At 60.1% G+C, this 19,400-nt stretch carries 16 protein-coding genes; 8 read left to right on the top strand and 8 right to left on the bottom strand.

The features are described 5' to 3' along the window. Position 1: 1 nt before the first annotated feature. From hydA to aptA, 3 genes are all read right to left on the bottom strand, one after another. A complete protein-coding gene (gene hydA / locus ACZ25R_RS20615; RefSeq protein ID WP_223614076.1) occupies positions 2 to 1,456 on the bottom strand; it encodes a dihydropyrimidinase in 1,455 nt (484 codons plus the stop codon). Positions 1,457 to 1,518: 62 nt separating this feature from the next. Further along, a complete protein-coding gene (locus ACZ25R_RS20610) occupies positions 1,519 to 2,766 on the bottom strand; it encodes a Zn-dependent hydrolase (protein ID WP_472462055.1) in 1,248 nt (415 codons plus the stop codon). Positions 2,767 to 2,781: 15 nt separating this feature from the next. Continuing rightward, entirely contained in the window at positions 2,782 to 4,113 is a 1,332-nt protein-coding gene (gene aptA / locus ACZ25R_RS20605; RefSeq protein ID WP_472462054.1) for an omega-aminotransferase AptA, read from the bottom strand. A gap of 210 nt (positions 4,114 to 4,323) precedes the next feature. On the opposite strand from aptA, the gene rutR reads away from it, so the two are divergent. Beyond that, a complete protein-coding gene (rutR, locus tag ACZ25R_RS20600; protein WP_472462053.1) occupies positions 4,324 to 4,977 on the top strand; it encodes an HTH-type transcriptional regulator RutR in 654 nt (217 codons plus the stop codon). A 292-nt stretch (positions 4,978 to 5,269) separates the two neighbouring features. After that, the gene (locus ACZ25R_RS20595) at positions 5,270 to 6,007 is read left to right on the top strand and encodes an acetoacetate decarboxylase (RefSeq protein WP_105733997.1); all 738 of its coding nucleotides are present in this window, start codon (positions 5,270 to 5,272) and stop codon (positions 6,005 to 6,007) included. 192 nt (positions 6,008 to 6,199) lie between these two features. On the opposite strand, the gene preA is transcribed toward ACZ25R_RS20595, so the two are convergent. From preA to ACZ25R_RS20575, 4 genes are all read right to left on the bottom strand, one after another. Further along, positions 6,200 to 7,510, bottom strand: coding sequence for an NAD-dependent dihydropyrimidine dehydrogenase subunit PreA (gene preA / locus ACZ25R_RS20590; protein WP_346305259.1), 1,311 nt, complete (start codon positions 7,508 to 7,510; stop codon positions 6,200 to 6,202). Positions 7,511 to 7,521: 11 nt separating this feature from the next. Then, positions 7,522 to 8,979 (bottom strand): NAD(P)-dependent oxidoreductase, encoded by a 1,458-nt coding sequence (locus tag ACZ25R_RS20585; protein WP_472462052.1) that lies wholly within the window; start codon positions 8,977 to 8,979, stop codon positions 7,522 to 7,524. Between the two features lie 226 nt (positions 8,980 to 9,205). After that, positions 9,206 to 10,819, bottom strand: coding sequence for a GMC family oxidoreductase (locus tag ACZ25R_RS20580; RefSeq protein ID WP_472462051.1), 1,614 nt, complete (start codon positions 10,817 to 10,819; stop codon positions 9,206 to 9,208). Between the two features lie 124 nt (positions 10,820 to 10,943). After that, on the bottom strand, positions 10,944 to 11,387 hold the full coding sequence (locus ACZ25R_RS20575) for an SRPBCC family protein (protein WP_472462050.1): 444 nt from the start codon (positions 11,385 to 11,387) through the stop codon (positions 10,944 to 10,946). Between the two features lie 254 nt (positions 11,388 to 11,641). Here ACZ25R_RS20575 and ACZ25R_RS20570 point away from each other — a divergent pair, with 254 nt between their 5' ends. The 6 genes from ACZ25R_RS20570 to ACZ25R_RS20545 all read left to right on the top strand — a co-directional run bounded on the left by ACZ25R_RS20570 (position 11,642) and on the right by ACZ25R_RS20545 (position 17,020). Further along, on the top strand, positions 11,642 to 11,911 hold the full coding sequence (locus ACZ25R_RS20570) for a hypothetical protein (RefSeq protein ID WP_223614085.1): 270 nt from the start codon (positions 11,642 to 11,644) through the stop codon (positions 11,909 to 11,911). Between the two features lie 173 nt (positions 11,912 to 12,084). Further along, on the top strand, positions 12,085 to 13,713 hold the full coding sequence (gene pgi / locus ACZ25R_RS20565; RefSeq protein WP_472462529.1) for a glucose-6-phosphate isomerase: 1,629 nt from the start codon (positions 12,085 to 12,087) through the stop codon (positions 13,711 to 13,713). Positions 13,714 to 13,793: 80 nt separating this feature from the next. Beyond that, complete coding sequence (locus ACZ25R_RS20560) at positions 13,794 to 14,852, top strand: M14 family metallopeptidase (RefSeq protein ID WP_464662138.1); 1,059 nt, start codon at positions 13,794 to 13,796, stop codon at positions 14,850 to 14,852. Beyond that, the gene (locus ACZ25R_RS20555) at positions 14,852 to 15,589 is read left to right on the top strand and encodes an HAD family hydrolase (RefSeq protein WP_472462049.1); all 738 of its coding nucleotides are present in this window, start codon (positions 14,852 to 14,854) and stop codon (positions 15,587 to 15,589) included. The genes ACZ25R_RS20560 and ACZ25R_RS20555 overlap by 1 nt, the downstream gene beginning before the upstream one ends. Before the next feature lie 297 nt (positions 15,590 to 15,886). Further along, the gene (locus ACZ25R_RS20550) at positions 15,887 to 16,264 is read left to right on the top strand and encodes a glyoxalase superfamily protein (RefSeq protein ID WP_472462048.1); all 378 of its coding nucleotides are present in this window, start codon (positions 15,887 to 15,889) and stop codon (positions 16,262 to 16,264) included. 120 nt (positions 16,265 to 16,384) lie between these two features. Next, positions 16,385 to 17,020: a LysE family translocator gene (locus ACZ25R_RS20545; RefSeq protein WP_472462047.1), complete on the top strand. Its 636-nt coding sequence runs from the start codon at positions 16,385 to 16,387 to the stop codon at positions 17,018 to 17,020. Positions 17,021 to 17,057: 37 nt separating this feature from the next. Here ACZ25R_RS20545 and ACZ25R_RS20540 read toward each other — a convergent pair whose 3' ends face one another. Beyond that, positions 17,058 to 18,836, bottom strand: a complete 1,779-nt coding sequence (locus ACZ25R_RS20540) for a long-chain-fatty-acid--CoA ligase (protein ID WP_472462528.1) — start codon at positions 18,834 to 18,836, stop codon at positions 17,058 to 17,060. Between the last annotated feature and the right edge of the window lie 564 nt (positions 18,837 to 19,400).

Raw genomic sequence — 19,400 nt, 5'->3', positions numbered from 1 at the left:
ATCAGACGCCCGCCGGTATGTTTTTCGGATCGCGCTCCACCTTACGCGGTGCCGTGAGTTCCTTCCACGTGGAAAGTGCACGATTGGCCGGCGCATTGGCCTCGCGTTCGACAAAGCGGCCGCTGCCGGTCGGCGCCAGCACTTCGCCGTCCTTGTAGGCGATCTGTCCGCGTGACAGGGTGATGCGCGGCAGTCCGGTAACCTCGATCCCTTCAAACACGTTGTAGTCGATGGCGGATTTCTGTGTCTTGGCGGAAATCACCTTCGACGCCTCCGGGTCCCAGATGACGATATCCGCATCGGAGCCCGGCAGGATGGCGCCTTTGCGCGGATAGATGTTGAGGATGCGGGCGATGTTGGTGGAGGTCACGGCCACGAATTCGTTCGGCGTCAGGCGGCCGGTGCGAACGCCCCTGGTCCACAGCACGGGCATGCGGTCTTCGAGGCCGCCGGTGCCGTTGGGAATCTTGGTGAAATCGCCGACGCCAAAACGCTTCTGCTCCGTGGTGAAGGCGCAGTGATCGGTCGCCACCACCTGCAGGCTGCCGGAGGCGAGACCGGCCCATAGGCCGTCCTGATGGCTCTTGTCGCGGAAGGGCGGCGACATCACCCGGCGCGCCGCATAGTCCCAGTCCTTGTTCTTGTACTCGCTCTCGTCGAGCGTCAGATGCTGCACCAGCGGCTCGCCATAGACGCGCATGCCCTTCTGGCGGGCGCGGCGGATGGCTTCATGCGCCTGCTCGCAGGACACGTGGACGATGTAGAGCGGCACGCCGGCCTGGTCGGCGATCATGATGGCGCGGTTGGCCGCTTCCCCCTCGACCTCCGGCGGCCGGGAATAGCCATGGGCTTCCGGCCCATTGTTGCCTTCTGCCAGGAGCTTCTGCTGGAGATGCGCGACCACGTCGCCATTCTCGGCGTGGACCAGCGGCATGGCGCCGATCTCGGCACAGCGCGTGAACGAGGCGAACATCTCGTCATCGTCCACCATCAGGGCGCCTTTATAAGCCATGAAGTGCTTGAACGTGTTGATGCCGCGTTCCACCACCTTCGGCATCTCGTCAAAGATCTGCTTGTTCCAGCCGGTGATGGCCATGTGGAAGGAATAGTCGGTGCGTGCCTTGCCCGCCTTCTGGAACCAGTCCTGCAAGGCTGCCAGCAGGCCATCGGCGCCGGGCAGGACGAAATCGACCACCATGGTGGTGCCGCCCGCCAGCGCCGCGGCGGTGCCTGTGTCGAAATCATCGGAAGAGTGGGTGCCCATGAAGGGCATTTCGAGATGGGTGTGCGGATCGATGCCGCCCGGCATCAGGTAGCAGCCCGTCGCATCGATAATCTCATCGCCGGAAAGATCCGTACCGATCTGGGCAATGATGTCGCCCTCGATCAGCACATCCGCCTTGTAGGTGCGGTCGGCGGCAATGATGGTCCCGCCTTTGATCACTTTCGTAGCCATGTGTCCGTTCCCCTTATTGGTCTTTTGTCGAACATGTTGCTCTGTATGGAAATGGTATCCGGTCAGGTCTGGATCACGGCCGTTTCCAGAACAGCATGCAGGAGGACGTCCGCGCCGGCGGCCGCCCATTCCTTGGAAATCTCTTCATCTTCATTGTGGCTGAGCCCGTCGACGCAGGGACACATGACCATGGCCGTTGGCGCAACCCGGTTGACCCAGCAGGCGTCGTGCCCCGCGCCGGAAATGATGTTGCGGTGGCTGTAACCCAGCCGCTCGGCCGCATTGCGCACGGCGGTTACGCAGCCTTCGTCGAATGTGACGGGATCGAAATGTCCGGCTTCCTCGATCTTGATTTCCAGCCCGAGCTCTTTGGCAATCTTCGGCGCCTTTTCCTCGAGCTCTGCCTTCATCGCGTTGAGTGTGGCAAGGTCGGGCGAGCGGAAATCGACGGTGAAGACCACCTTGCCGGGAATGACATTGCGGGAGTTCGGATAGACATCGCAATGGCCGACGGCGCCGACCGCGCTGGGCTGGTGCGCCATGGCGATGGTGTGGACGAGTTCGGTGATGCGGGCCATGCCCAGCCCGGCATTCCGGCGCATGGGCATCGGTGTGGAACCCGTATGGCTGTCCTTGCCGGTCAGCGTGATCTGCAGCCACCACAGGCCCTGGCCATGAGTGACGACGCCGATATCCTTGCCTTCGATTTCGAGGATCGGGCCCTGCTCGATATGCAGTTCGAACAGCGCGTGCATCTTGCGCGCGCCCACCTCCTCGTCACCCTTCCAGCCGATGCGCTCCAACTCGCCGCCGAACGTCTTGCCCTTGGCGTCTTCGCGCGCGTAGGCCCAGTCCTGCGTGTGAATACCGGCAAAGACGCCCGATGCCAGCATGGCGGGTGCAAAGCGCGTGCCTTCCTCATTGGTCCAGTTGACCACGACAATCGGGTGCTTGGTCTTGATATTGAGGTCGTTGAGGGTGCGGACAAGTTCGAGCCCGCCGAGGACACCGAGCACGCCGTCATACCTGCCGCCGGTCGGCTGGGTATCGAGATGGCTCCCGACATAGACGGGCAGGGCAGCCGGGTCGGTACCTTCGCGGCGGAAGAACATGTTGCCCATGGTATCGACACCCATGGTCAGCCCGGCCTTTTCGCACCAGCTCTGGAACAGGCGCCTGCCTTCGGCGTCCTCGTCGGTCAGGGTCTGGCGGTTGTTGCCGCCGCGCAGTCCCGGTCCGATCTTTGCCATGTCCATCAGGCTGTCCCAGAGACGGTCGCCGTTGATCCTGAGATTTCCAGTGAGCGCCATGTGAGAGCCTTTCAACTATGCCAGGTTTTTCAGGACGTCGGCCAGCGTATCGAAGAGATGCTCGATCTGGCCCTTGGTGATGATCAGGGGTGGCGACAGCGCAATGATATCGCCCGTGGTGCGGATAAGGACACCCTTTTCATAGGCATCGAGGAATGCCTGGAAGGCGCGCTTGGTTGGTGCGCCTGATATAGGTTCCAGCTCGATGGCGCCGATCAGGCCGAGGTTGCGGATGTCGATGACATGCGGCAGGCCCTTCAGGGCATGCAAAGCATCGGCCCAGTAGTCGGAAAGCTCCGCCGCCCGGGTAAGGAGTCCCTCTTCCTCATAAGTATCCAGCGTCGCAAGCGCTGCCGCGCAGGCGATGGGGTGGCCGGAATAGGTATAGCCATGGAAGAGTTCGATCATGTTTTCCGGGCCGGTCATGAACGCATCGTAGATCTGCTTGGATGCAAACACCGCGCCCATCGGGATCACGCCGCTGGTGATGCCCTTGGCGGTGGTGATGAGATCAGGAACCACGCCGAAATAATCCACGGCGAAGGGGGTGCCGAGACGACCAAAGCCGGTGATGACTTCATCGAAGATCAGCAGGATATCGTTCTTCGTGCAAATCTCGCGCAGGCGCTGCAGGTATCCCTTCGGCGGGATAAGCACACCGGTCGATCCGGCTACCGGTTCGACGATCACGGCAGCGATGTTGGAAGCATCGTGCAGAGCGATCACCTTTTCCAGGTCATCGGCGAATTCGACGCCATATTCGGGCTCGCCGCGCGTGAAGGCATTGCGCGCGAGATCGTGGGTATGGCGGATGTGGTCGACACCGCCGAGCGCGTTGCCGAATGTCTTGCGGTTGCCGGAAATGCCGCCGACCGAAATGCCGCCGAAACCGACGCCGTGATAGCCGCGCTCGCGGCCGATCAGCTTGGTCTTGGTGCCGTTGCCCTTGGCGCGGTGATAGGCGAGGGCGATCTTGAGCGCCGTGTCAACCGATTCCGAGCCGGAATTGGTGAAGAAGACGTGATCGATGGGGGACGGCAGCATGGCCGCAAGCCGTGCCGCCAGCTCGAAGACCTTGGGATGGCCCATCTGGAAGGCGGGCGCGTAGTCGAGTTCGGCAACCTGCTTTTGTACCGCCTCGACGATTTTCGGGCGCGAATGACCGGCGTTGCAGCACCACAGACCGGCGGTTCCGTCGAGAATTTCGCGGCCGTCGGCGGACTTGAAATGCATGTCCTTGGCGCTGACCAGAAGACGGGGATTTTGCTTGAACTGCCTGTTTGCCGAAAACGGCATCCAGAACGCGTCGAGATTATTGGTGCCCAATCCCAATGCCGATTTCGACATGTGACGTACGCCTCCTGTTTGCGGACATTGCCGCTTGTTTTGTGTTCCCGAATGATTGAACCTGTGGTGCAATCAAAAACTTGACTAGTTGGTCAAAATGCAGGCTAGAAGAGCATAGGAAGCCGGTCAAGCGCTTTATGGGGAATAAAAGCGGTTCCGGGATGCGACGAAACGGCCCGTCGCGCCGGATAACAAAAAGGGATGAGTGGCATGGCGAGGGCAGCGAAGAAAAAGACGAGCGATGTGCCGGAAAAGACGACGCGCATCCAGGAAATCAATCGCCGTCTCATTCTCGATGCCGCTCTCGATGTTTTCTCCGCCTATGGCTTTCGCGGCACCACCATCGACCAGATTGCCGACAGGGCGGGGATGTCGAAGCCGAACCTGCTCTATTATTTCCCGCGCAAGCAGAACATCTATGTAACGCTGCTCGAAGAGACGCTAGCGGAGTGGCTGGCGCCGCTGGCGGAAATCGATCCCGAGGGTGACCCGATCGAGCAGTTGCGCAAATACATAACCCTGAAAATCCGCATGTCGGAGAGCCACCCGGAGGCGTCGCGGCTGTTTGCCAACGAAGTATTGCATGGCGCACCAGCGATCAGTGAATTTCTGAGCAAGCACCTGAAGCCGCTGGTCGACGACAAGGCGGCGGTGATCCGCCGCTGGGTCGGCGAGGGCAAGCTCGCGCCGGTCGATCCCTATCACCTGATTTTCATGATCTGGGCGACCACGCAGCACTATGCGGATTTCGATGTGCAGGTCCGTGCCATCATGGGCAATCAGGTTGGCCGCCCCGGTTTCCGCGAGCAGACGGCGCAGGCGGTGTTGAGCATCATTCTCAATGGCATCCGCCCGCGCGGGTGAGGGGATTGGTCCATTGCAGGTAGATTGTGCCTGGTTCGACAAGCTCACCATGAGGGAAGTTGTCGACTGCAGGGCCAATCGGAAATGCAGTGGATATAGCTCCCTGCCGTCCGCCTCCATCCCTCATGGTGAGCTTGTCGAACCACGCACGATGTTGATGCAAAACGCCTGCCTCACGCGAAATTGACAGACGCGGATTGTGCATTGCACTATTGTTCCGCTGCGTCGCAATATCCGTTGCCGCGCCTGGCTTGCATCAAAGCCAGTTTCCCTGACATCCGGAGATGCCCCCGTGAAAATATCCGATGTTCGTTCCGCCTATGCCATGCCGCTCACCAACCCCTCCTATCCGCCGGGTCCCTACCGCTTCATCAACCGCGAATTCGTGGTCATCACCTATCGCACCGATCCGGAAGCACTGCGGGCGGTGGTGCCCGAACCACTCGAGATCGCCGAGCCCATTGTCAAATTTGAGTTCATCCGCATGCCGGATTCCACCGGCTTTGGCGATTACACCGAATCCGGCCAGGTCATCCCGGTCCGCTTCAACGGCAAGGAGGGCGTCTACGTCCATTCCATGTATCTCGACGATGATGCACCGATCGCCGGCGGGCGCGAGATCTGGGGCTTTCCCAAGAAACTCGCCAAGCCGAAAATCTCCCATGAGGGCGAAACCATCCTCGGCACGCTGCATTACGGCAGTGTGCTCTGTGCCACGGGCACCATGGGCTACAAGCACAAGCCGGCCGATCATGCCGCCGTTCTGAAATCGATGCTGCTGCCGAATTATCTCATCAAGATCATTCCGCATGTGGACGGTACCGCGCGCATCTGCGAGCTGGTCGAATATCACCTGCAGGATATCGATCTGAAAGGCGCGTGGACGGCACCTGCGGCGCTCGAACTTCATGCGCATGTCATGGCCAATGTTGCGGGCCTGCCCGTGCTGGAAGTCTTGTCGGGAACGCATTTCATCGCCGATCTGACCCTCGGGCTCGGGGAGGTCGTGTACGATTATATGAAGGGATAATGGTCCGTTGCAGGGTGGTTGTGCGTGGTTCGACAAGCTCACCATGAGGGAGAGTGAAGCTTGCAGGGAGTCATATGCTGCAATGCTGACGATTGGCTTGCAGCCAACCCACATCCCTCATGGTGAGCTTGTCGAACCACGCACAATAGTCTGACAAAGAAAAAACCCGCCTTAACGGCGGGTTTTTGAATGTTATTCGGCAGCGGCCTTGGCCATCGGATTGTTGGGATGGGTGGTCCAGTTGGCGTAGTCCGGCTGGATCGGCAGCTTGGTGCGCGGGTCGACCCCCGAGGTCATCGGCACCATGGTGATGCAGTTGTCGACAGGGCAGACATTGACGCAGAGGTTGCAGCCGACGCATTCCTCGTCGATCACCTCGAAATGCCTGGCGCCGTCCACCATCGCCGTGATGGCCTGGTGCGACGTGTCCTCGCAGGCAATGTGGCAGCGGCCGCATTTGATGCACAGGTCCTGGTCGATCTGCGCCTTGGTGATGTAGTTGAGATTGAGGTACTGCCAGTCGGAGACGTTCGGCACGGCCATGCCGCGGAAGTCCTCGATGGAAGCGAAGCCGCGGGAGTCCATCCAGTCGGAGAGCCCGTCGATCATTTCCTGCACGACCTTGAAGCCATAGGTCATCGCCGCCGTGCACACCTGCACATTGCCGCAACCGAGCGCGATGAATTCCGCTGCATCACGCCATGTCGTGATGCCGCCGATGCCGGAGATCGGCAGGCCACGCGTCTCCGCATCGCGGGCAATTTCCGCCACCATGTTGAGTGCAATGGGCTTGACGGCCGGGCCGCAATAGCCGCCGTGCGATCCGCGCCCGTCAATCGAGGGATTGGGCGCAAAGGTATCGAGATCGACCGAGACAATGGAATTGATCGTGTTGATCAGCGACACGGCATCGGTACCGCCGGATTTTGCCGCCCGTGCCGGTTTGCGGATATCGGTGATATTAGGCGTCAGTTTGGTGATGACGGGCATGCGCGTATATTGCTTGCACCAGCGCACCACCATCTCGATATATTCCGGCACCTGGCCGACGGCCGCGCCCATGCCGCGTTCCGACATGCCGTGCGGGCAGCCGAAGTTGAGCTCGATGCCATCCGCACCGGTAGCCTCGACCAGCGGCAGGATGGCTTTCCAGGCGTTCTCCTCGCAGGGCACCATGATGGAGGCGATCAGCGCCCGGTCCGGCCACTTCTTCTTCACCTCGGTCATTTCACGCAGGTTCACTTCCAGCGGACGGTCGGTGATGAGCTCGATATTGTTCAGGCCGAGCAAGCGCCGGTCCGGGCCGTGGATCGCGCCGTAGCGCGGACCGTTGACGTTGACGACGGGCGGGCCCTCTTCGCCCAGTGTCTTCCACACAACGCCGCCCCAGCCCGCCTTGAAGGCGCGCTCGACATTGTAGGCCTTGTCTGTCGGCGGTGCGGAGGCCAGCCAGAAGGGGTTGGGGGATTTGATGCCGAGGAAATTCGATGAAAGATCAGCCATGTCGATCTCCTTCAGCCAGCGATGTGGCTTGGATGGGTGGGGTGCTGCGCCGGTGCCGACGCGCCGTCCGGATTTTCCGCCATGACGGCTTCGACAAAGCCGCTGACTTTCTCCGGCTGCTGCGTCAGCGCCCGGTGGATGGATTCAGCGGCAAGCTTGCCGTCCTGCACCGCGGCCACGGTCAGGTCCTGACCACCGGCAATGCAATCGCCGCCAGCCCATATGCCGGGAATCGAAGTACGGCGGTCGTCGTCGACGCTGATACGTCCCTTCGATAGGGCAAGCCCGGCTTCGGTGAGGATGCTCTCCGCCGGCGTCTGGCCGATGGCCTTGAAAATCTGGTCACTGGCAAGGGTGATGCTTTCGCCGGTGATGGCGAGCCTGCCGTCGGCCATAGCGGTATAGTCCAGCGTGATGCCGCAGACTTCACCGGATGCGTTGCGGGTGAGCGCCCGCGGCTGCAACCAATGGCGGATGATCACCCCGGTTTTCAGCGCCAGTTCCTGCTCATAGGGGCTGGCATTCATGCTTTCCGGCCCGCGCCGATAGGCGATGATGACGTTCTCGGCGCCCAGCAGCTTGGTCTGCACGGCCACGTCGATGGCCGTCATGCCGCCGCCGATGACGACAACGTCGCGCCCGACGGCGATCTGCGACAGGTCTTCGCTCTGGCGCAATACGGAGATGTAGTCGACGGCATCGATGCAACCGGCTGCATCCTCGCCTTCGAGGCCAAGCTCGTTCACACCCGGCAATCCCATGCCGAGGAAAACCGCATCGAAACCGGCTTTCAGCGCATCGATGCTGATGTCCCGGCCAAGCGCCTTGTCGTTCTCGATGGTGATCCCGCCGATTTCCAGAATGAAATCGAGTTCCTTCTGGGCAAAATTGTCGACACTCTTATAGGCGGCAATGCCATATTCATTGAGGCCGCCGGCTTTCGGCCTGGCTTCGAAAATCGTCACGTTGTGGCCGTGCTTGGCCAGACGGTGCGCGGCGGACAAGCCGGCCGGACCAGCGCCGACCACGGCAACGCTCTTGCCTGTCGGCTCGGCGCGCTTGAAGGGGTGCTGGCCCTTTTCCATCAGATGATCGGTGGCGTAGCGCTGCAGAAGGCCGATTTTCACCGGCTTGCCCTCGGCGGTCTCACGCACGCAGGCCTGTTCGCACAGGGTTTCGGTCGGGCAGACGCGGGCGCACATGCCGCCGAGAATGTTTTCCGCCAGAATCGTCTTGGCAGAACCGGTGGGATTGTCGGCGGCGATCTGGCGGATGAACAGCGGAATATCGATGCCCGTCGGGCAGGCGTTCATGCAGGGCGCATCGTAGCAGAAGTAGCAGCGGTCGGATTCGACAAAGGCTTCATGCCGCGTCAATGCCGGGTGCAGATCGGAAAAAACATCGGTGTAGGCATCGGACTCTAGCCGCCCGGCCCTCACATCACGGATTCCAGAATCGATCGATCCCATGAAATCGCCTCTCCATTTCTGAAACTGCAACATCCCGTTCCCTTTGGGCGTGCCGCAATTTGGTGATGGGCCGGTTTGTCCGGCACCTGTTGATGGAAAGAATGCCAGATTTTCACAAAAGGTCAAATTTTTTATCAAACGGTCAAGAAATATGAAACTGAATCATATTCGTTTCGTTTGCACGGCTGGATGTCCACGCAAATCTGGCAACGGCAGCGGGGAAAAACTAGATCAGATCATTGAGAACAAGGCTTGCGCCTTTTGCCCCGACCATCATGGCGGCGGCATTGGTATTGCCGGAAATGATATTGGGAAAGATCGAGCAGTCGATCACACGCAGCCCTTCGACGCCGTGCACCCGCAAACGCGGGTCGACCACCGATACCGCCGGGTCCGGGCCCATGCGGCAGGTCGAAACCGGGTGATAGACCGTGCCGCTGCGCCGGCGGAAATCGGCAATGAGATCCTCGTCGCTCCGGCACTGCGGACCGGGCAGCAATTCCTCGACGATCAGCTTCGACAGGGTTGGCGTCGCTGCGATTTTCCGCAGGAATTTCACCGCATCCAGCATCTCGGCAACATCATGCCCGGTCGAAAAAGCGTTCGGCGCGATGGTCGGTGCGTCGAGCGGATTGCCGGAGCGGATATGGATGGACCCGACGCTGGTCGGACGGCAATTGGACAGGCCGATGGAAAAGCCCGGCCAGGGATCGGGGGTCAGGATCGGGCGCTCGCCTTCCCTCGGCCGCACGGTCGAAAAGGCCTGAAAATACAGCTGCATGTTCGGGCGCTGCCGCGACGGATCGGTACGAAAGAAGCCTCCGCCCTGATTCATGCTGATCGACAGGGGCCCCGTCCGCAGCAGCAGATACTCGATACCGACGCGCAGTTTGCCCCACCATGGGCGCAGCACCTGGTTGAGCGAGGCCACGTTGGCCCGGTAGGTATAATTGATGCCGAGATGGTCCTGCAGGTTTTCCCCAACCTGGCTGTTGGCGTGCACAAGCGGAATGCCGAATTGCGCCAGGCGCGCCGCGTCACCAATGCCCGAAAGTTCGAGCAGTTGCGGTGTATTGACGGAGCCGCCGCACAGGATCACTTCGCGCCCGGCCCTGACCGTCTCGGCCCGGCCGTTGCGGGTGAACGCAACACCGGTAGCCCGTTTGCCCTCAAAAACAATCCGCTGCACCATCGCGCCGGTCAGAACCGTGACATTGGGGCGTTTCATCGCCGGGCGCAGAAAAGCCCTGGCGGCGGACATGCGCCGCCCGCCTTTCGTGGTCAGCTGAAATGGCCCCGTACCTTCCTGCGTGGCGCCATTGAAATCGGGATTGTAGTGCAGGCCGGCCTCCTGCGCGCCCTTCAGAATCTGATTGGCCAGCGGATGAAACAGGTGCGAGCAATCGGTGACATGCAGTGGTCCGCCGCGGCCAAGGCTTTTCGCGGGGCCGTCATGGTCTTCCAGCGCCTGAAACACCGGCAGCACATCGTCATAGCCCCAGCCGGGATTGCCGCGCGCGCGCCATTCGTCGAAATCCTCCTTCGCGCCGCGGATATAGACCATGGCATTGATCGAACTCGACCCGCCCAGCACCTTGCCGCGCGGCCAGTAATCCGCATTGCCGCCAAGCCCCGGATCGGCTTCGGCCTTGTACATCCAGTTGACGGATTTGTCGTAGAAGGTCTTGCCGTAACCGAGCGGCATCTGCACGAAGAACCGCCGGTCCGTCCCGCCCGCTTCCAGGACTAGAACCGTGTGGCGTCCGCTGGCGGACAAGCGCTCGGCGACAACCGATCCGGCAGAGCCTGATCCGACAATGATGAAATCAAACGCGCGCATGAATTCCAGCCTGAACACAATCTATTTATCCAGGCAGGATATCCGGCTTCATCGTAGCAAACCCAAACGTCATTCCGCCATGGCTTATGGAAAATGCGACAGGCCTGTCGAATTGTCCGGCGTGTCAGGTGCCGGCAGCGGCCTGATTGAGATTCTCGAAAAACTGGGTGGCGAGTTTCTTGGCGGAGGACGATATAAGGCGGCTGCCGAGTTGGGCGATCTTGCCGCCGACATCGGCATTGACCGTATAGGTGAGCACGGTCTCGCCGCCTTCCTCGATCAGGGTGACATCGGCGCCACCCCTAGCAAAACCGGCAATACCACCCTTGCCCTCGCCCGTGATCGTGTAGGACAGCGGAGGATTGAGATTGCTCAATTCGACCTTGCCGTTGAAGCGCGCCTTGACGGGGCCGAGTTTGACGCCGACCGTGGCTTCCAGTTCCGTATCGGAAATCCGCTCGAGGCTTTCGCAGCCGGGGATGCAGGCTTTCAACACCTCCGTGTCGTTCAATGCCTTCCAGACTGCTTCGCGGGGCGCTGCAATGCGTTCTTCGCCGGTCATATCCATGTTTCAATGCCTCCCTGGAAGAAGAAAGCTAAGATAGACGACTTCATCTGTCCATGATTTATAAAACTTCGTTCTTCCTGCCACTGTATTAAATCCTGTCACAAAACATCATGATACTGGCGATGAAGATGCTGGACCGGACAGGAGCGGTGTAATAACAGGATTAAGACTTTGTGATTCCGCAGGGATGACGGCCACAAAGTACTGACCCAACTATTCTTCTACTTCATTCATCTCATCAAGGGAGACTGCACATGAAATTGAAAATGGTCGCCGGCATTTCGCTGCTGGCTGTCGCTCTCGTCGGCTGTTCCAAAGCCCCCACCTGCACCCAGGAAGAGCTGACCAAAAAGGCCGGTGAAATCACCGCTGCCGTTCAGCAGGTCATTACCAAGGACCCGTCCAAGGCTCAGGGAATCGTTGCCAAGATGCAGGAACTGGCCACAAAATATCAGGGCCAGACTGATCTGAAAGACGCCTGCAAGGCGTATGACGACGTTCTGACAGCCATCAAGGGCTCGTAAACTTTCGCGCCGCAGTTCCGCCCGGATTTGCGGCGCAGATTACCTGATGTTAAATCGGAAGAGATTCTGCTTTAAATCGATTGAAACAAAATGATTCCGGTGGCAGGTTCCACTCTGTCAGGATCAAGGCGTGACTTCAGGAGAGAGAAATGGCGACAGTGAAAGCGAACGACCTGCGTGGCTCCGTTCAGGCATTGAAAGCACACTTCAAAAGCGGCGCGCCGAAAAACATGCGCGCGACCTTCGTGGAAGATCCCAAACGCTTCTCCCGCTATTCCCTCAGTCTCGACGATCTTCTCCTCGACTGGTCGAAGTGCCTGGTCAATGACGAGACGCTTTCCCTCCTTGCTGATCTGGCAAAAGTAGCCCATGTCGAAGCCCGGCGCGATGCGATGTTTGCCGGCGAACCAATCAACAATACTGAAGGCCGCGCCGTGCTCCACGTGGCGCTGCGCAATCGTTCCAACAAGCCGATCAAGGTTGATGGCGCCGACGTCATGCCCGGCGTCAACGATGTGCTGAAGCGCATGGGCGCCTATGCGGATGGCCTGCGCTCCGGCGCGATCAAGGGGTCGAAGAACAAGCCGATTACCGATGTGGTCAATATCGGCATTGGCGGCTCCGATCTCGGACCGGCCATGGCAACGCTCGCCCTGTCACCCTATCATGACGGGCCGAAGACCCACTTCGTCTCCAATGTCGATGGGGCACATATCGCCGATACCTTGAAAGACCTCGATCCGGCGACGACGCTGATCATCATCGCGTCGAAAACCTTCACCACCATCGAGACCATGACCAATGCCCGCGCCGCGCGCAAATGGATCGCCGATGCGCTGGGTGAAAAGGCTGTCGGCAAGCACTTTGCCGCCGTTTCCACGGCGCTCGACAAGGTCGACGCCTTTGGCATTCCGGAAGATCGTATCTTCGGCTTCTGGGACTGGGTGGGTGGCCGCTATTCCATCTGGTCGGCCATCGGTCTGCCATTGATGATTGCGATCGGGCCCGAGAACTTTGGCCGGTTTCTCGATGGCGCCCACGCGATGGACGAACATTTCCGCAAGGCGGCGCTTTCCAAGAACCTGCCGATGATGCTTGGTCTGGTCGGCTACTGGCATCGTGCCATCTCCGGTTACACCAGCCGCGCCGTGATTCCATATGATCAGCGGCTGGCCCGCCTGCCGGCCTACCTGCAGCAGCTCGACATGGAATCGAACGGCAAGGGCGTCACCATCGACGGCAAGCCGGTTTCCGGTCCGACCGGCCCGGTGGTCTGGGGCGAGCCCGGCACCAACGGTCAGCATGCCTTCTTCCAGCTCCTGCATCAGGGAACCGATACGATCCCGCTTGAATTCATCGTCGCGGCGAAGGGCCACGAGCCGCATCTCGACAACCAGCATGAGATGCTGCTGGCCAATTGTCTGGCCCAGTCGGAAGCCCTGATGAAGGGCCGCACGCTGGAAGAAGCCAAGGCGCAGCTCGCGGCAAAGAACCTGGCGAAATCCGAGGTGAACCGCATTGCGCCGCACCGTGTTTTCAAAGGCAACCGGCCATCGATCACCATCGTCTATGATAAACTCGATCCCTTCTCATTGGGCCGCCTGATCGCGCTTTACGAGCATCGCGTTTTCGTCGAGGCCCAGCTTTTCGGCATCAATGCCTTCGATCAATGGGGTGTCGAGCTCGGCAAGGAACTGGCGACCGAGCTTCTGCCGATCGTCTCCGGAGAGGCAAAACCAACGGACAAGGACGCATCCACACAAGGTCTTGTCGCGCACTTGAGGAAGCGTCGCGGCAAATAGGCTATAGTGGCCCGATAACGAACAGAATGGGTATCCGGCCTCTGCTCCAGGGCCGGAAGTGAGGAACTGGAAAAGCATTGATGAAGACGGAAACGATCCAGCTGGCCGGCGATGTGCCGGGCAATCATATCGAACTACGTGTGCTGCGTTTTGCCGGCAAGGATGAAAAGGCGGTCAGCGCCTATCTGCAATCGTCGCTCCATGGTTCGGAACTGCCCGGACAGGCGGCGCTGCATTTCCTCATCCCCATGCTGGAAAAAGCCGGCAGGGAAGGCCGCATCGCCGGTAACATTACCGTTGTCCCGCAGGCCAATCCGGTCGGCTCCGCCCAGTGGTTGTCGCACCAGCATCTCGGCCGTTTCGAATTCTTCTCCAGCGGCAATTTCAACCGCTCTTTCCCTTTGCTCGATACGTTCGATACGTCGGGCCTGGTTCCGATCGATGGCCCGAAATCCCTGGCTGAACGGCTGAAGGCGCAATTGCTGCGCCTCGCTTTGCCGCACGACATCGTGCTCGATCTGCACTGCGATGACGAGAGCGAAAACTACCTCTACATCCATCAGGCATTCCTGCCGGAGATGTATGATCTGGCCGCGGCGCTCGGGTCAACGGCGATCCTGTCCTGGAACAGCACTGCCGATGCGGCCTTTGAGGAAGCCTGTGCCCATCCGGTATTGCAGCTGCCGGAAGCCAAGCGTGACGTGAAGCGGCGCGCTGTTACGACAGTCGAATTCCGCGGATTGAACGATGTCGATATTGCAACAGGCAAGGCGGATGCGGAAGGCCTGTACCGGTTCCTGGTGCATCGCGGTGTGGTCACCGATCCCGCCGTCACGCTGACGGTTGATTTCAAGGGCCCGGTTACACCACTCGAAAATGTCGAAATGGTGCGTGCGCCGCAGGGCGGCATGATCCTGTTCCATGTGAACATTGGCGACGAGGTCGCGGCGGGCGCAAAACTCGTTACGGTGGTGACCGTTCCCGGCGATCCCTCTGGCGATATCACGCTGACGGCGCCGCAGGCGGGCCGTATTCTCACGCGGCGCAGCCATCGTTACACCCGGCGGGGCGATGACCTTCTCAAGCTCCTGGGTTCCAAGCGCTCCGAACAGGCGCGGCCGGGCTCGCTGGAAGCATGATGCCCCGCACGCATCCTTCGGAAATCCGCGCCATCCTGTTTGACAAGGATGGCACGCTGGTGGATTTCAACCGGACGTGGTTCGGCATCACCATGGAACTGGCGCACAAGGCGGCGGATGGCGATGTGGATCGCGCCCGCGCGCTTGTCGAAGCGGGCGGCTATGACTGGGAGATGGAACGGTTCCGCGGCGGCTCGGTTGTCGCCGCCGGAACGATCAACGACATTGTCGATCTCTGGCATCCGGAACTGACGCTGGAGGAAAAGCGCGAGCGCATCCGCAGCTACGATGATTATACGGTGCGCGAGGGGTCGCGCCGGGCCGTGGGCATCGACGGATTGCGCGAAACGTTGGAGCGGCTGGCGGCGCAGGGGTTCATCCTTGGCATCGCCACCAATGATTCGGAAGCCGGTGCGCGGGCAACCGCTGAGGCTTTGGGATTGACCGCATTGTTTTCAGTGATCATCGGTTATGATTCCGTCGCACGGGCAAAACCCCACGCCGACCAGCTGGAGCTGTTTGCGGCTAAGACCGGCATTCCGGCCAGCGCCATCGCCATGGTCGGCGATAACGGCCACGATCTGGAAATGGCCCACGCGGCCGGCGCCGGATTGGCTGTCGGCGTTCTCTCGGGCAACAGCACGCTGGATGATCTGGCATCGCTGAGCGACGCCATTCTGGGCTCGATCGCCGATCTGCCGGATTTCCTGGCGGGACGCGAGCCACCGCGTATTTGAAGGCTGGCATAAAGATTGTGCGTGGTTCGACAGGCTCACCATGAGGGATTTGGTTTGCCTGCAAGGCCAACTACGAACGTTGCAGGATATAGCTCCCTGCAACCCTCCATCTCCTTCATGGTGAGCCTGTCGAACCACGCACTACCGATTTGCAGTGGAATCATATTGAGGAGAGCAGAGAGGCGCTGTATAGAAATCCGGTGGGCACCGTCTCATGATCTGATCGACAAAAGCAGCAGCTCCAACCGGCACCGTCCGGGAAAGCCTGCCTGAGCTTTCAAGCCATGAGGTTATGACATGAACGATAGTCCCGCCCGCTCCATCCATTTTGGACGAATCGCAGCCATGCTGCCGGTTGCGGATATGCAGCGCGCCCATGATTTCTACACGGGCGTTCTCGGCTTTTCCAGAACCTTCCAGAATGGTGATCCCGTCGGGTTCATGATTTTGAAACGCGACAATGCCGAACTGCACCTGACATTGCAGAAGGGCCACAAGGCAGCGCCCTTCAACGTCATCCATATGATGGTGGACAATGTCGATGTCCTGCACGCGATCTGCCGGGCACAAGGTCTGCGCATCATCAAGGGGTTGAAGGACAAGGAGTATGGCCTCAGGGCCTTCGTCTTCGAGGATTTCGACGGCAACCGCATTGATGTCGGCCAGCCGCTTTAATCTCCGGCTGCCCTGTCCTTCCCCGTGAAGGACAGGGATGCGCGCCCGCTTGACCGGCTTCGTGCCATGGGTAATGTCAGCGGCAGGGATGTCCGCAATCTGGCGCCAAGAGGGATGATCATGACCGCAACAACGCTTCTGGCTTTTGCTCTCGTCGCTTTCGTCGGCATAGCCACGCCGGGGCCGACGGTTCTTCTGGCTTTGACCAATGGCTCGCGCTTCGGCGTCCGCCGCGCCCTGGCGGGGATGGCGGGTGCGGTCATTTCCGATTTCGTCCTGATCGGCTCCGTTGCCCTTGGCCTTGGCGCCTTGCTTGCGGCCTCGGAGTTCTGGTTCTCGGTGGTCAAATGGCTCGGTGCCGGTTATCTCGCCTTTCTCGGCCTCATGCTTCTGCGCTCGAAGGGGACGCTTGATCTGTCGCTGCGCACCGCCACGCACGAACCGCCGGCAACCACCCGTGCCATCTTTCTCAAGAGCTTCCTTGTTGCGGTGACCAACCCCAAGGGCTACCTGTTCTTTTCGGCCTTCCTGCCGCAATTCATCGCGCCCGATATGCCGCAAATCCCGCAATATGCGGTGCTGGCGGTGATTTTCGCCACGCTCGATTTTGCAATCATGTTCGGTTATGCCCTGCTCGGTTCGCAGGCGGTCCGCGTCCTGAAGAAATCAGGCGCGCTGTGGCTCGATCGCATCTGCGGCGGCGCATTGCTGGCGCTTGCCGGTTCGCTTGCGCTCTACCGGCGCGCAAACGTCTGAAAAGAAAAAGCCGCCCCGGGGGCGGCTTTCTCGGATGTCAGCCGCGCAATTCGCGCCGCAGGATTTTGCCGACATTGCTTTTCGGCAGCTCGTCGCGGAATTCAACCGTCCGGGGACGCTTGTAGTTGGTCAGCCGCTCGGCACAGAATGCCTTGACCGCCTCTTCCGTGAGCAGGGGGTCCTTGCGCACGATGAAGAGCTTGACCACTTCGCCGGAGTGCTCGTTGGGAACACCGATTGCCGCCGCCTCGCGCACGCCGGGATGCTCCATGGCGACTTCTTCAATCTCGTTGGGATAGACATTGAAGCCGGACACCAGGATCATGTCCTTCTTGCGGTCGACAATCTTGGTATAGCCGCGCTCGTCCATGTAGCCCATGTCGCCGGAGCGGAAGAAGCCGTCCGCTGTCATGACCTTGGCTGTCTCGTCCGGACGGTTCCAGTATCCGGCCATGACCTGCGGCCCGCGAATGCAGATTTCGCCGACTTCCAGCAATGGCAATTCCTTGCCGTCATCATCGCGGATGGAGAAATCGGTCGATGGCAGCGGCGTGCCGATCGTGCCGGAGAATTCCGTGGCATCCAGGCGGTTGGCCGAAGCGACCGGCGACGTCTCGGAGAGGCCGAACCCTTCGGTGATCAGGCCGCGCGTCACCTCGAACCAGCGATCGGCGACCGGTCTTTGCACGGCCATGCCGCCACCCAGTGTCAGGATCAGGTTACGGAAGTCGAGCTTGCGGAAATCCTCGTTGTTGAGCAGTCCGTTGAAAAGCGTGTTGAGACCCGGGAAAACGTGGATCGGAACTTTCTGCAATTCCTTGACGAAGGCAGGAATGTCGCGCGGATTGGGGATCAGCACATTGTTGCCGCCGAGTTCCATGCTGATCATCGCATTCACGGTGAGGCCGAAAATATGATAGAGCGGCAAGGCGCAGATGAACGTCAGATTGTCCGGACGGCCCTTCTTGCGAAAGCCGACCTCCACCCACAGGCGCATCTGCGTGACATTGGCCACGATGTTGCTGTGCATCAGCACGGCGCCCTTGGAAACGCCCGTGGTACCGCCCGTATATTGCAGGAAGGCGATATCGTCCCGCTTGACCTCGACCGGCTTCAGCGTGAGCGCCGCCCCTTGCGCCAGCGCGGTCTTGAACGGCGTATGACCGGGCAGGGACCAGGCCGGCACCATTTTCTTGACGCGGCGCACGACCAGATTGACGATATGGCCCTTGAGACCCAGCATGTCGCCCATGGTCGCAACGACGACATGTTTGACCGGCGTCGCCGTCAGCACTTTTTGCAGCGTCGTGGCGAAGTTTTCCAAAATGATGATCGCTTTCGCACCGCTGTCCTTGAGCTGATGTTCAAGCTCGCGCGGCGTGTAGAGCGGATTGATGTTGACCACCGTCAGGCCCGCCCGCAGAATCGCAGCGATGGCCACCGGATATTGCAGGATGTTCGGCATCATCACCGCAACCCGGTCGCCCTTGACGAGCCCGCGTGACTGGAGCCATGCCGCGAATGCCTGTGACTTGCGATCCATTTCCGCATAGGTCATCACCTTGCCCATGCAGGTAAAGGCCGGCCGGTTGGCATATTTCTTGTAGGCGGTGGCAAAAAGCGCGTTGATGTTCTCGTAGGGCAGCGGTCCGATCTCGGCGGGAACGCCTTCCGGATAGGATTTGACCCACAGTTTCGGCTCGGGCATTTGGGCGAGGGATGCCGCCTTTGCCGGTGCTGCCTCGGCGGCTGGCGCCGCAGTTTTGGCTTTGGCTGCGGGCTTCTTTGCCGCGGGTGTCTTGGCGGGCGCTTTCACCGCCGCTTTTTCCGGTGCTGCACTGTTTGCTTTGGCAGCGGCTTTGGGTTTTGCTGCAATCTTGGCTTCGCTTGCAACCGGCGCTGCGGTTTTCGCGGCAGGTTTTGTTGCCGTCCTTGCAGCCTTGGCAGCCGTCTTTACCGCAGCGGGTTTCACCGCACTGGCGGTTTTCGTTGTCTTGACCTCACCGGCTGGTTTGTTCGCGGCGGCTTTGGCAGTCGTGGCGGCGGGTTTCGCCGTTTTGGCTGGCGCTGCCTTTGCAGTGGCGCGCTTGGCTGTCACGGATGTTTTTACCGGCGTTGTCTGTTTTGCCACATTAACCTCCCCTGATGGTTTCCTTGTAGCTGGCCCACGGTCCTCCAACCCTAAACATGCTACTCAACAATTCTATCTATGGCGATAGGCGGTGCGCTTGCAAGTATTACATTGACGTAAACGTAAAATTGATTGTCGCGGAATTGTCGTGCTTTGCCGCCAATTCACCCAATCGGCACGATCTGGGCGCAAAGTTGCCAAGGTTCGCCTCGACAAAGCACCGGCCTTTCCTTCATCCTGCACCGACAA

The sequence above is a fragment of the Phyllobacterium sp. RCAM01083 genome (assembly GCF_055685835.1).
This window is presented reverse-complemented; position numbering and strand designations above follow the sequence as displayed.

Excerpts from the sequence above, each read along its gene's own strand:
- aptA (WP_472462054.1), bottom strand. The coding sequence starts at position 4,113 with ATGTCGAAATCGGCATTGGGATTGGGCACCAATAATCTCGACGCGTTC.
- ACZ25R_RS20570 (WP_223614085.1), top strand. The coding sequence starts at position 11,642 with ATGAAATTGAAAATGGTCGCCGGCATTTCGCTGCTGGCTGTCGCTCTC.
- ACZ25R_RS20610 (WP_472462055.1), bottom strand. The coding sequence starts at position 2,766 with ATGGCGCTCACTGGAAATCTCAGGATCAACGGCGACCGTCTCTGGGAC.
- ACZ25R_RS20575 (WP_472462050.1), bottom strand. The coding sequence starts at position 11,387 with ATGGATATGACCGGCGAAGAACGCATTGCAGCGCCCCGCGAAGCAGTC.
- ACZ25R_RS20550 (WP_472462048.1), top strand. The coding sequence starts at position 15,887 with ATGAACGATAGTCCCGCCCGCTCCATCCATTTTGGACGAATCGCAGCC.
- ACZ25R_RS20585 (WP_472462052.1), bottom strand. The coding sequence starts at position 8,979 with ATGGGATCGATCGATTCTGGAATCCGTGATGTGAGGGCCGGGCGGCTA.
- ACZ25R_RS20545 (WP_472462047.1), top strand. The coding sequence starts at position 16,385 with ATGACCGCAACAACGCTTCTGGCTTTTGCTCTCGTCGCTTTCGTCGGC.
- ACZ25R_RS20580 (WP_472462051.1), bottom strand. The coding sequence starts at position 10,819 with ATGCGCGCGTTTGATTTCATCATTGTCGGATCAGGCTCTGCCGGATCG.
- ACZ25R_RS20560 (WP_464662138.1), top strand. The coding sequence starts at position 13,794 with ATGAAGACGGAAACGATCCAGCTGGCCGGCGATGTGCCGGGCAATCAT.
- rutR (WP_472462053.1), top strand. The coding sequence starts at position 4,324 with ATGGCGAGGGCAGCGAAGAAAAAGACGAGCGATGTGCCGGAAAAGACG.
- ACZ25R_RS20555 (WP_472462049.1), top strand. The coding sequence starts at position 14,852 with ATGCCCCGCACGCATCCTTCGGAAATCCGCGCCATCCTGTTTGACAAG.
- hydA (WP_223614076.1), bottom strand. The coding sequence starts at position 1,456 with ATGGCTACGAAAGTGATCAAAGGCGGGACCATCATTGCCGCCGACCGC.
- preA (WP_346305259.1), bottom strand. The coding sequence starts at position 7,510 with ATGGCTGATCTTTCATCGAATTTCCTCGGCATCAAATCCCCCAACCCC.